This is a genomic window from Desulfosediminicola flagellatus (genome assembly GCF_005116655.2).
GTDB lineage: Bacteria > Desulfobacterota > Desulfobulbia > Desulfobulbales > Desulfocapsaceae > Desulfopila > Desulfopila flagellata.
This window is the reverse complement of record NZ_CP050698.1, coordinates 3,798,594-3,811,023: the sequence shown is the minus strand read 5'-3', so window position 1 is coordinate 3,811,023 and position 12,430 is coordinate 3,798,594. Positions and strand designations below refer to the sequence as shown.

9 protein-coding genes and 1 pseudogene are annotated in these 12,430 nt (G+C 45.1%); 4 read left to right on the top strand and 6 right to left on the bottom strand.

All coding sequences use genetic code 11. The features are described 5' to 3' along the window. Positions 1-21 precede the first annotated feature (21 nt). Positions 22-309 (top strand): MoaD/ThiS family protein, encoded by a 288-nt coding sequence (locus FCL46_RS15720; RefSeq protein ID WP_136806677.1) that lies wholly within the window; start codon positions 22-24, stop codon positions 307-309. 190 nt (positions 310-499) lie between these two features. On the opposite strand, the pseudogene FCL46_RS15715 reads toward FCL46_RS15720, so the two are convergent. Beyond that, a pseudogene (locus FCL46_RS15715) lies at positions 500-613 on the bottom strand (methyl-accepting chemotaxis protein); the annotation flags it as partial. 250 nt (positions 614-863) lie between these two features. Between FCL46_RS15715 and FCL46_RS15710 the strand changes: the two are divergent. After that, complete coding sequence (locus FCL46_RS15710) at positions 864-1,766, top strand: DMT family transporter (RefSeq protein WP_136806678.1); 903 nt, start codon at positions 864-866, stop codon at positions 1,764-1,766. 953 nt (positions 1,767-2,719) lie between these two features. Here FCL46_RS15710 and eutC read toward each other — a convergent pair. From eutC to FCL46_RS15685, 5 genes are all read right to left on the bottom strand, one after another. Then, positions 2,720-3,511, bottom strand: a complete 792-nt coding sequence (gene eutC / locus FCL46_RS15705; RefSeq protein ID WP_136806679.1) for an ethanolamine ammonia-lyase subunit EutC — start codon at positions 3,509-3,511, stop codon at positions 2,720-2,722. A gap of 4 nt (positions 3,512-3,515) precedes the next feature. Further along, positions 3,516-4,850, bottom strand: coding sequence for an ethanolamine ammonia-lyase subunit EutB (locus tag FCL46_RS15700; protein ID WP_267313630.1), 1,335 nt, complete (start codon positions 4,848-4,850; stop codon positions 3,516-3,518). 67 nt (positions 4,851-4,917) lie between these two features. Next, on the bottom strand, positions 4,918-6,240 hold the full coding sequence (locus tag FCL46_RS15695) for a TRAP transporter large permease (protein WP_136806681.1): 1,323 nt from the start codon (positions 6,238-6,240) through the stop codon (positions 4,918-4,920). Continuing rightward, positions 6,237-6,749 carry a TRAP transporter small permease subunit gene (locus tag FCL46_RS15690; protein WP_217909450.1) on the bottom strand — a complete coding sequence of 171 codons (513 nt, stop codon included), beginning with the start codon at positions 6,747-6,749 and terminating at the stop codon, positions 6,237-6,239. The genes FCL46_RS15695 and FCL46_RS15690 overlap by 4 nt, the downstream gene beginning before the upstream one ends. A 159-nt stretch (positions 6,750-6,908) precedes the next feature. Next, the gene (locus tag FCL46_RS15685; RefSeq protein WP_136806682.1) at positions 6,909-7,964 is read right to left on the bottom strand and encodes a TRAP transporter substrate-binding protein; all 1,056 of its coding nucleotides are present in this window, start codon (positions 7,962-7,964) and stop codon (positions 6,909-6,911) included. A 798-nt stretch (positions 7,965-8,762) separates the two neighbouring features. On the opposite strand from FCL46_RS15685, the gene FCL46_RS15680 reads away from it, so the two are divergent. After that, complete coding sequence (locus FCL46_RS15680; RefSeq protein ID WP_136806683.1) at positions 8,763-10,676, top strand: lysylphosphatidylglycerol synthase transmembrane domain-containing protein; 1,914 nt, start codon at positions 8,763-8,765, stop codon at positions 10,674-10,676. A 769-nt stretch (positions 10,677-11,445) separates the two neighbouring features. Then, complete coding sequence (locus FCL46_RS15675; protein ID WP_176371609.1) at positions 11,446-12,408, top strand: BMP family lipoprotein; 963 nt, start codon at positions 11,446-11,448, stop codon at positions 12,406-12,408. The last annotated feature ends 22 nt before the right edge of the window (positions 12,409-12,430 follow it).

Below are 12,430 nucleotides of genomic sequence, written 5' to 3'. Positions count from 1 at the left end.
TTCACACACAATTTGAAGTACATGTCATCTTCAATAGTTGATCGCAAGCTCCATAAATCACATATGACTATCACGATTTCTGTTAAACTTTTCGCTTCATTAGCAGTATATAAACCCTACGCAACAGATAAGCCCACATGTGATATTGTGATGCAGGAAGATGCGACAATAGAGCAGTTGGTTCTACAACTGGGGATGCCTGTTGATAAGGTCCGTACAATATCTCTTAATGAGAAAATCGTAAAAAGCGATGCCGTTCTAACGAATGGTGATGTTTTGATTTTGTTTCCAGCCATTGCCGGTGGCTAAGAAGTCATTTTCCTCTATGCTGTGCCATTAACATCTAAGTGAGTGGAGGTAAAAGTCAGCGTTGAGAACGGGCTTGTCGGATACTATCTCGAAGTCTGGGCTGACGGTCTCATGTTGTTGTTATGCTATAAAAAATGTTTACAGACAAGAAAACGAGGTGAGACTTCGATAGTATGCATATAGCTGCTTATCCAGCTCTGGCCGCCTCGATAGTGGCGTTGAGCTCCAACAGATTGGTCTGCTCAGAAATCTCGGTAATCGTTTCAGTAACAGCGCTGATCGCACTTGCTGCTTCGCCAAGATCATTCATCTTCTTGTTCATGTCAGCCGTAGCTTCAGCAACCTTGTTTGACTTAACAAGGGTTTCAGTTGCATTGCTGGATAGCACCGATGCAATTCCCTGTAGTCTCCCTGCTGCTATCTGTGGTCTATGTCATATCTGATCTGGATTTCTTCACGCAGGGTATCATCCGCAGGGGAATCAATGGTGTTTTTGTAATGGACTGATCATAAATACGTTTGCAGTTTTATTCTCTGTTGGTAAACATATTCGAATGTTTACAGGATACCTTTTTATCATATCGGCTGCGGCGTGCTGGGGACTTATCGGCATATTTTCGAGTCTGGCTTTTAGTCAGGGCATTCAACCAATGGAGGTTGCCTTCTGGCGGGCCGTTCTCACATGGATCTGCTTCGGAACACAGGCCGTCAGGTTTGGGCAAACACGGGTTGATCTCAAAGATCTGCCGCTATTGACAGTGTTCGCCCTGTTTGGGATTTCTCTCTTCTATATCTCCTATCAGTATGCGGTGAAATCGGGAGGTGCTGCGCTCGCTTCAGTGTTGCTTTATACCGCACCGGCCTGGGTGGTGCTCTGTTCGTATTTTATTTATCGAGAACGGTTAACCTTAATTAAACTCTTAGCCGTGATTTTTGTGATTTCCGGAGTTTTTATGATTTCACGATCCGGTGGCAATGTGAGTAGCGGCGAATCGCTTGGCCTCATTGCACTGGCGTCTGGATTAACTGCGGGGTTTTGTTATTCGCTTTACTATACGGTGGGTAAATATTTCTCGAAGAAGTATTCTGCGGCCAACCTTTTTCTCTATGTCCTGCCCATTGGCGCACTTGGAATTTTGCCTTTTGTCGAATTCAGTCATAAAACGATGCTGGCCTGGGTTGCACTGGTCAGCGTATCGATAGTTTCAACATATTTAGCAAATTATCTCTATTACAACGGGCTCAAACATTTAGAAGCGGGAAGAGCATCAATTGTTGCCACGCTTGAGCCGGTAATTGCTGCAATAACTGCATATGTCTTTTTGGGAGAGTATTTCAACCTGCTTGGCTATCTCGGAGCAGGTCTGATCTTAATTGCAGTTGTCGCAACGATTTATGACAAAGTCGATAAGCGCAATGCTGCAGACAGCGAAATACATTTGCCGAAGGAGGCATGAGGCGATTATCTTTTCAATTTCAGGATAATACTACTTACGTTTTGGCTTTGTTTTGATGACTTTGCGGTAGGTGGTACAGTATTCCGATACCAATTTTCTTCTGGCTGCTACGTTCAGTAACCAGTAACAGGGGCTGAGCATCAGGATGCGAATTGCTTGTCTCGGGTTCATATTTCCCCCATTGTTCAAAAATGATCTTGAACTCAATTACGCAAGAATAAATAAATCCTGTTGAAAAGGATTTATGTATTCTGATTTAACTTCCAGCTATTTAAGATGTTCTGTATTTTTTTGACAAGCAAAAAGCACGCCATTATGGGTGGCTATTTGTCGGAGTAGTTGTTTGTTGTTGTTCCATGACGACGAGCCCTGCTACAAATACACTCAAATTTTTTCTAACGGTTATCTTTTTTTGTTCTGTTTGTTGCAAAGCTCAATGATTCATATCTACATATCATCTGCTCGAAATTCATTAGGGTAACAGCATAGAACTACGACGTATTACTTCCGGATAAACATTTATGTTGTCGCGTGAATACCTGTGTTTGTAGCCTCTCTGGCATGATGTTTGGTGGTTTCGACATATTGTAAACCGTAAGCTATTTAGAGCACCAATAGCATATGAGTGAACGCCCTGATTGTAGATGCTATTCCGGTGGGAGCAATCCGTTTTACTTTCAACAGGATGTATAAAGACACACTCCATTGTGGTATTTCTGCCATAAACTGTTTTTTTGTTGCCGGATAAACTCTTCGCAAAAAGAGCCTAACTTCATCCCTTACAGTGACTAACAGTTTGTGCGTGGTACTCTAATAATTGGAAAGTTTGAGTGTCTACTAATAGTATACCTCTATCGTCCAAATATAATCTGAATACTCCTTGCTTGTATGTGGTCCATAAAGAAGTTAGGTATTGCGGGCTGGAGTAATCAAATTTTAGAGGGGGGAGCTCTTCAGGTAATTCTCAGGTTGGCCATAGGCAGGTAATCATGAGACATGGTATCTTTTAGACCAACTCCTGTTTCTCTCATCTGTAAACCTTTCTCCACCAGGAAGGCAATCTTTCTCATCGCTTCTTCGTTGCTTAATCCACCAGGCCGAATATTTGAGATACAATTACGCGCTTCGTCTGTCGTTCCGGTTTGGGGATTATAGGTGAGGTAGGCGCCGAGTGAGTTGGGGGAGCTGAGACCCGGTCGTTCACCAATTAGCATGACGGTCATTTTTGCTTTGAGTTGACTGCCGATATGATCTCCTATCGCCACTCTGCCGTTTGTCACCAGGCAGATGGGGGCGTAGGTAAGCGAGGTGTGAGAAATGATTCTGGTAAAGCCAAGTACCACCTGTGCTGCGCTTTGATCAATCGCCGGGGCAGATAAACCGTCACAGATTATAATAGAGATATCAAAAACTGTTGGTTGATGAGCTAACAGCGATAACGATTCATCACTGAGAGTCCTGCCTTTATCCGGACGTGTAAGATACTCCATTCTATCAGTTACACAGCTGTTAAGCTGCAGGACTTCAAGTTCCGCTGCTGTAAGTACATCAACGAGCGTTTTTGTGTCGACAGGCTTATGTACAGCATCACGGGCCTTGGCGTGGGCGAGTTTGAATTTCAGGCTTTCTGAAAGCGGCAGGCTGGTGCCGCAGCGGCCAAGCCCGATTCGAGCTTCGGTAAATGTTTTCAGATTTGACCATGGATCGGGAGTGATAATCTGGTTTGGCAATAACTTCTCGTTCATTGGATCATTCTCCGGTAAGTGCAAGGAGTCTGTTGGTCTTTTCGATAGGCAATAAACGACCATTGTCATGTATTGCCAGTTTTTCCAGCCATGTTTCGAATTCGGGAGCGGGTTTTAGATCGAGTAGTTTGCGTATATAGGCTGCATCATGAAATGAGGTGGACTGGTAGTTGAGCATGATGTCATCTGCACCAGGCACCCCCATGATAAAGTTACAGCCTGCGGTGCCAAGCAGGGTAAGCAGTACATCCATATCATCCTGATCTGCCTCAGCGTGATTTGTGTAGCAGACATCAACACCCATCGGCACGCCAAGCAGTTTTCCACAGAAGTGGTCTTCAAGGCCTGCGCGCTGGATTTGTTTGCCGTTATACAGATATTCAGGTCCGATAAAGCCGACTACCGTATTAACGAGCAGAGGCTTGAATTTTTTGGCCACTGCGTAGGCACGAGCCTCAAGCGTCTGCTGGTCAACACCATGATGGCAGTTGGCGGAAAGGGCACTGCCCTGACCTGTCTCAAAGTACATCACATTGTTGCCTATTGATCCGCGATTGAGTGAGAGGGTAGCCTCATATGCTTCCTGTAATAAGCTAAGGTTAACACCAAAGCTTGCATTGGCTTTTTCAGAACCCGCTATTGATTGGAAGCAGAGGTCTACAGGTGCACCCTGACGAATCGCCTCCATGGTTGTGGTAACATGAGTGAGGACACAACTTTGAGTTGGTATCCCATTGGTTTGGATGATGGAGTTGAGTAGGTCCAGCATCCGGTTTATGTTATCCACATTATCGGTGGCCGGATTAATGCCTATAACAGCATCGCCACAGCCGTAACAGAGCCCGTCAAGAGTGGAGGCGGCTATGCCCTTGAGGTCGTCAGTCGGGTGATTGGGTTGAAGACGTACGGAAAATGTACCCGGTAACCCGATGGTATTGCGAAACCGTGTGACAACACTACATTTTGCGGCAACAAGGATCAGGTCCTGTACCCGCATAAGTTTGGAGACGGCTGCAGCCATCTCCGGTGTGATGCCGTCGGTAATCTGGGCAAGTATTTCCGTGTCTACCTCATCAGTCAGCAGCCAGTCACGGAACTCGCCAACAGAGAAGCCTTTGATTGGTGCAAAGGCTTCTTTGTCATGGGTATCAATTATGAGCCGGGTAACTTCATCGGTCTCATATGGGATGACAAACTCTTCGAGGAAACGGGTCAGCGGCACTTCAGCCAGAGCCATCTGGGCCAGGACCCGTTCCTCTTCATTTTCTGCGGCGATACCTGCAAGCACATCTCCGGAACGAAGCGGTGTGGCTTTGGCAAGAAGGTGTTTGAGGTTCATCCGTTTGAAATCTCCATTATGAGCCATAGTGATCGGTTTATACGTCTTTTCATAATTTTTGTGTGTATTAACGGGCGTAGTAGGTCTGAGGCAGCCAGAGAGCAATATCCGGGAAAATCATCACAACGCCCAATCCGATACACATGATTATAACAAACGGTATGATAGAACTGTAGATATCTATAAGAGAAATATCTTTTGGTGCCATGGCTTTCATCAAAAACAGATTATAGCCAAAAGGCGGGGTCATATAGGCGATCTGACAGGTTACGGTGTAGAGGACGCCGTACCAGATCGGGTTGAAGCCAAGTGCTTTGACCAGCGGGATATAGAGCGGTGCAACAATGACCAGCATAGCTGTATCGTCAAGGAACATTCCCATGATGATATAGGAAACCTGCATCATGATGAGTACACCCCAAGGGCTGAGGCCCCAGGTGTCGAGAAACAGCGCTTCGATGGCGTGAACGGCTCCAAGCCCGTCAAATACTGCGCCGAAACAGAGTGCTGCAAGGATGATCCACATAAACATACAGCTGACACTCAGCGTTTTGAGTAGAGTGTCGTCTATAACTTTTTTGCTGAGGCGACCTTTTAGCAGCGCAGCCACAGTTGCGGTTGCTGCTCCAACGGCTGAACTCTCAACAAGGCTGGTAACACCCATAATAAAGAGGCCGGTTACCGAGAAGATAATGGCAAGAGGAAGAATGCCGGCGCCTAATAAACGCAGTTTTTCACCTCTTTCCATATTTCTCTCTTCTGGAGGGAGGCTGGGACCAAGCTCCGGCTGTATTTTACAACGAACAGCGATGTATATCATAAACATGGCGGCAAGCAGTAAGCCCGGGAATACTCCGGCCATCCAGAGCTGGCTTACCGGTTGTCTGGCGATCATTCCGTAGAGTACCAGAACAATACTTGGCGGAACCATAATACCAAGCGAACTACCAGCCTGGATAACGCCGGTAACCATACGTTTGTCATAGCCGCGTTTAAGCATTTCCGGCAAAGCGATACTGGTTCCGATGGCCATACCGGCAACGCTCAGTCCGTTCATGGCCGAGATAGCCACCATCAGGAAGATGGTGCCTATTGCAAGACCACCGTTGAGTGGCCCCATCCAGACATGGAACATCTTGTAGAGATCACTTGCAATCCCGGATTCTGAGAGCATATAGCCCATATAGATAAAGAGCGGCAGGGTAAGAAGCGGATACCAGTTGAGTAGTACGATACTGGCGTTAAACGGCATCTCATAGCCGCCATTCCCCCAGAGAAGCATGGATGCAGCGGCGGCGACAAACCCGACGGCACCAAATACCCGCTGCCCGGTGAGTAGCATTAGCATCAGGGTAGAAAACATAAGAAGGGCAATCATTTCATAACTCATGATATTTTAACCCCTCTTGCTGCAGCGATATTTTTGAAAAAGGTAGCAATAGACTGCAAAAGCATAAGTACAATTCCTATGACCATGATAATTTTGATCGGTGCCACGGGAGGCCCCCAGGCAGAATAGTTTCTCTGGCCATATTCAAGCGAGTAAGCGGTACTAGAAATACCACCTGCAAGAAGTACGACGAGGTAGAAAATCAGGCAGAGGACAGTAAAGGTATCCACTGTGGCCCGTTGCTTTGGTGTCCAGCGTCCGTAAAGTACATCCATGCGGACATGGGCTCCAATATAGAGTGAGAATCCCCCGCCGAGCATGTAGTAGGCGGCCATGGTAAACTGGGACATTTCTACAGCCCAGAGATGGGGGACATTGAAAATGGTGCGTGATATTGAGGCAAAGAGCAGAATTGCCATCATCATAAACACCAGATACATCGCAAATTTTCCGACTTTTTTATTGAGTGCGTCGACATAGCGCACGTATGTTGTTATCGCGTTTGGCAAAGCAGTCCCTCATTCTCTTTGAATGAATTGTGTGTGGTGAGGTGTTCCGGGGGCTATGTGTTGCCGTGGCAGTCGACAACAGCCCCCGGAACCGGTGGACCAGAGTTGTGGTGAACCTCTCTTAAATTAAGAGAGGTTCAGGGTAGTGCATTGTACAAACTAGACATACCTGTAAGGCCGTCCGGCTTTTTCCATGGTATCGGAGTATTTCTTCAGGATCTCGACAATCTTGGCATTACGAGGACTCTTTGCTGCAATTTCGTCCCAGTATTTACGCGCTTCCAGCTCAACCAATTTCCATTCTTCATCCGGGATAGAGGTCAGCTCAAGCTTACCGCCTGTTGTGCGGTAATGTGCCTCTCCCCACCAGTACCAGTGCTGACGGTAGTAGTGAGAGCTGTCCATGGAGAGTCTGAAGAGTGTTTTGAGGTGTTCAGGAAGGGCATCCCATTTGTCGGAGTTGGCAAAATAGGAACCAGCCCAGGCACCGGAAATGTTGTTCGTCAGATAATAGTTGGTAACATCGGCCCAGCCTACGGTGTAATCTTCAGTAATTCCGGACCAGGCAATACCATCGAGTTCACCGGTCTGAATTGCAACTTCGATATCTTCCCATGGCAGGGTGACAGGCACGACGCCAAAACGCTTCAGGAAGCGACCACCGGTAGGAAAGGTGAAAATCCGTTTTCCTTTGAGGTCGGCAAGTTTTCTGATCGGGTCAACTGTAGCGAAGTTACAAGGATCCCAGGCGCCTGCGCTCAGCCAGGTTACACCCTTTACTTCACTGTATGCCTCTTCCCAGATCTCTTTGAGACCATAGTGGTTAAAGAGTACAGGGACATCGAGTGAATATCGGGAGGCAAAAGGAAAATAGGCGCCAAAGACGGATAAATCCACAGGTGCGGCGATGGAGTCGTCATCACTCTGGACTGCGTCGATGGTTCCTCGCTGCATTGCTCTGAACAGCTCCCCGGTAGGTACCAGCTGGTCGGCGTTGTAGAGCTCAATGACCATTTCGCCGTTGGCAGCTTTATTAAACGCATCAATCTGAGGTTTAATGACATGTTCGGCCAGGGCTGGCCCTGCATATGTTTGCAGGCGCCATTTGATAGTGGTCTTTTTCGATGCATGCACGAACGGGGCTTTAATAGTTGTTGCTGCTACAGCTGCTGCAGCTCCAAGTCCGGCCTTTTTTAAAAACTCACGACGTTCCATTTTACCTCTCCTTTATAGCTTGATGGGTGGCATCAATTTCCTACCTGATGCTTCATATACGATATCCCTGTGTGGGGGATTGATCATCATGTCAGCCTGACAATAAATTGTCGTATAATGTGGAATTTCAGTCCATTACGATTGTTGTCAGTCAGTGTATAGTTGAGCAAGCAATGTGCCAACTCACAGCTGTTTTGATAACAGCCGCAATAACAGGCTATTACATTGTAGGTATTTGATTATCTCTTTTATAATCGAATACATTTGTGTTGGTGTTAGACAAAATGGTCGATTGTTTTTACATATTTGTAAAAAGAAGAGTGGCGAAAAAAAGGGAGACGAGGAAATTCGAAAGTGGAGATATTGGATGGTTTAATGGTGGTTCAAACGTCTTCGGAATACTAAAAAAATAATACTGGTAATATCAATTGCGTGGCTGTTCGTGTTTTTTGATAATGTCTCGATTTTGGCAAGATAGTGCAGACTTCGAAATTCTTATTCTCGGACAGCCTCATAGGAGGCTGTCCGAGAATAGGAATTTTGGTTAAAATCGAGACATTTACAAAAAATAAGCACAGCCATATATTTGATATTGCGAGCATTGTTTTTTGAAAATTCCGAAGAGTTTGGGCAAAAGGCCATTGTCGGACAGCCTCCTAGGCTCACCATCTCTAATCTATTCAATGTATTGTCATATCTGGTGTATTTATTATACTCGAAGGTTGTGTAATGTGTTAGGTGTGTGGGCTGTTAAACGCATGGTTATAAAACCTTTATTTATGATGTGTATTCGATGACATGAAGATACGGCAACTCCAGTTTGCTATTTTCTCAATAATTGTCTCTGCAGGAATTCTGATCTACCTTTTCTCGAAAGTTTCGCTTAGAGAGGTAGTAGAGGCGATCGGCCGCATTCCGTTTGACTGGATAATTCTCTTTGTATTTTTCTCTTTTACAATGAGTGTATTTCGGACATGGAGATACAAGCTGCTTCTCGGAGCATCAGGATATCATCCATCTGTGCTTGCCCTCTTTTTAATCAATCTTGTGCGTAACTTTTTCTCCGACCTGCTACCGGCAAGGTTGGGTACCCTCATATATGTGTATCTTGTTCGTTCTCGTTTGAATATTCCGCTGGGGCCAGCCATCTCCAGCTTTGCCTATTCGTTTCTTTTCGACATCATTGGTCTTGCATTGATTTTGCTGCCGGCAGTTGTCGTGGCAAGTTTTGGTTTGCGTTCTGCCATTGTACTAGTGGCGATTGGCTTACTGCTTGCCGGAGTCAGTATTGCTATTCTTTATCTGCTGCCATATGTGTGCGGAAAGATGGCTCAAGGTATACATAACATATCTTTGGTTCCGTTTACGATTAGGGAGAAGTTGAACTGCTTTTTGACGGAGACTGAAGAACATTTACGTTTATCACGATCACAGGGTATTTACTGGAAGGTGCTGGCCCTTTCTGTTGCAGTGCGACTATGCAAATACCTCTCTCTGTATTTCTTACTGGTTGGTCTGGTAATCCCGCTTGGTTACAGCTTGCAGGATTTTCCTTTTGTTAAGGTCTTCCCCGGGATGTGCGGTGCCGAACTGGCAAGTAGTCTGCCAATCTCTGGAATTGCCGGGTTCGGCGTGTATGAGGGTGCGTGGGCGTTTGTGTTTCAATTACTCGGATATCCAGAAAAAGTTGCCATATTGACCTCGCTCTCTCATCACCTGATAACTCAGGTGTACGGCTATAGCCTTGGTGGAATTGCCCTTATTATATTGTTACTGCCATTCTTTAACTCTTCGGCAGGAGAACCAATGAGAAAGCAACTGGAGTCGCGACATTTCTGGCCGAAGTTTTGTTTAGGGTTTTTAAGTGTCATAGTAATTGGAATACTATTGGTTCCTGAAGGAGGAGGCAATACAGAAGCTAGAACGATTCTTCTTTCAACCCGTACTGCTAAAACAGTTGAACAATTGCCTGTTAAAGGAAGGCTGTTGTATGAACGGTCGGAAGGCATTTATCTAACTGATCTTGCTACAGGTGAAGTAACGAAAATGGTTACCGGAGGCAGATATCCGCGCTGGTCTCCTGATGGGAAAAGTTTTGCATGTATCCGGGGGAAATACATTGTCCATATAAAATTGGCGGGAAATATCGAAAAAGTCCTGGCAGAGGTACAAAAGGGCAAGGCTCTTTGTTTTTCGGCTGATGGCAAAGCAGTTCTTTATACAGATGGCAGAAAGCTCAAACGGGTTGAGGTTAATAGTCTGACGCAATCAATTCTTCCTAGTGGTGGGCGGTTAATGGAACTGGATATGAGCGAAGATGGAAAGTTGCTCGCAGCTACTGAAAAGACAATACGGGGGTATAAGGTAAAGGTGTATACTTTACCCGATTTCACTGAGCAAAGTGCAGTACGTGGATGTTCAGCGTCGTTATCTCCATTTGGCGAATATGTAACTGTTAACAGCAATGATCACCATAAACTCTACCTCTATAGTACAGTGACCAAACGAAAACTCATAACGCTTGCGGCATCTGAAACTGCCAAGTTTGATAACCAGTTCTGGACTAACCACCCTGACTGGCTAGTCTCCACAGCAGAAGGTGATTCACACGATATTATGGTGCATTCCGTGGTTGACGGAGCAACATATCAACTCACATTTACTGGCGACTGTGATAGGGCAGATCTTTTTATTACAGACGTTCACAATTGATAATGGCGCATTGAAAAATACTTCGATATCCCAACGTATTTCATGAAATCGCACTGTGTTAAGCCTTCAGTTCGTCAGTTCAGGTATTCGATAGATTTATACTGGCACCGGAAAGGTATCTTCTTGATATAGCTGATCTGACCATGCCGGATATGACAGGTCATCAATTGGCTGGGGAAATTCGAAAAATTTGTTCGGAAGTCCCCGTTTTTTTATGCACCGGCAATAATGGTTTGCAGGAAGCAAATGGAGACTCACAGCCTGAAATTGGATTGAAGAGAGAGCGTTCGGTTATAACCGGAGTAATCAATAAATTTTACTTCTGATGAGTTGTCTCGTCATATTCCTGACGCTCTGCAAAAGGGATGAAAACATACCATCATTAGTTGTAGGTTATGGTGTTGCATGTATTGTAAGTAATTAATAAAAAACGATAAAACTAAATTTGTGTCTAATGATTATAATGCTGAATGAGTGACAGTACAGTAAAGTGAAATCGCGTATTCAGTTGCATTCAGGTTCCTTGCTGAGATAGGATGAGAGAAATACTCTAGTCGTCAGAGGGATATATATAGTTCGGTCAGCATCACTTGACCCGCACCGGGGTTACGCTCGATACATGTGTATAAATTTTTCCCGCGGTATCATGATGTGTCATATTGTGTATTTTAAAATCTATAGAAAATCCTGTCAGGATATCGACAGAATTGCATACAGTAGAATCTGGAGGCAGCGTTTTCGGATTGTACTATCTGTATTATTAGCGTCTGTGTTGCTGGTTTCACTTGTTACTGTTTCAAGTGCTAGAGAAATACAGGTCGTTGGTCTTCTTGTAGGATCTGGTGGCCTGGGAGATCAGTCATTCAATGATATGACACTGGCCGGGCTTGGCAGAGCTCAGAAAAAATATACATTTAAACTTGTTGTTCAGGAAACTGAAGGAAAGCCGGAATCTAATGAAAATTCTCTTATTGCCCTCATTAAGCAGGGTGCCGATATAATCGTAGTCAATGGTTCACAATTTGCTCAACTTATTCAAGAGTATTCATCTAAATATCCTGAAAAATATTTTTTTGTTAATGACTACCCCATAGAGAATTTACCCAATGTAGCCTCAACTGTTTTTGCTCAGGAGGAAGGGGCGTACCTTGTCGGCCTGCTGGCAGCACATATCACGAATACAGGGCACATAGGGTTTATTGGCGGTGTTGATTTGCCGGTTATTCAGAGTTTTCGAGATGGGTATATTCAGGGAGCAAAAAGTGTCTCTTCTGATGTGAAGGTAAGTGTTGTAACTGTCTCTCCTGACGGAGATTATTCAGGTTTTAATAGCCCGACACTCGGGTTTGAGCTGGCTGTGGCTATGTATGAGCGAGGTGTTGATATAATATTTTCAGTTGCCGGCCTTACCGGTAATGGAATTATCCAGGCTGCGTTGCAGCAGAGAAAACTGGTTATCGGGGTAGATGCAGACCAGGATCACATGGCGAAGGGCTTTGTGTTGACAAGTATGATGAAGAGATTGGATCTTTCTGCGTTTACCGAGATATCAAAAATATTTGAGGGCAGGTTTGAAGCTGGTATCATTCACTACAGTCTGGAGAATGGAGGAGTTGGTTTGACTGAAATGCGATACACACGCCACTTAGTGGATGACTCGGTTATGCAGCAGCTTCAGCAGGCCACACAGGATATCATCGATGGTAGGATTAAAATTCAGGGCAACCGGTAACAGTAGGTTTGAAGCGATTGAT

Coding starts and splice junctions, on each gene's coding strand:
- FCL46_RS15720 (WP_136806677.1), top strand. CDS start 22: ATGTCATCTTCAATAGTTGATCGCAAGCTCCATAAATCACATATGACT.
- FCL46_RS15710 (WP_136806678.1), top strand. CDS start 864: ATGTTTACAGGATACCTTTTTATCATATCGGCTGCGGCGTGCTGGGGA.
- eutC (WP_136806679.1), bottom strand. CDS start 3,511: ATGAACGAGAAGTTATTGCCAAACCAGATTATCACTCCCGATCCATGG.
- FCL46_RS15700 (WP_267313630.1), bottom strand. CDS start 4,850: ATGAACCTCAAACACCTTCTTGCCAAAGCCACACCGCTTCGTTCCGGA.
- FCL46_RS15695 (WP_136806681.1), bottom strand. CDS start 6,240: ATGAGTTATGAAATGATTGCCCTTCTTATGTTTTCTACCCTGATGCTA.
- FCL46_RS15685 (WP_136806682.1), bottom strand. CDS start 7,964: ATGGAACGTCGTGAGTTTTTAAAAAAGGCCGGACTTGGAGCTGCAGCA.
- FCL46_RS15680 (WP_136806683.1), top strand. CDS start 8,763: ATGAAGATACGGCAACTCCAGTTTGCTATTTTCTCAATAATTGTCTCT.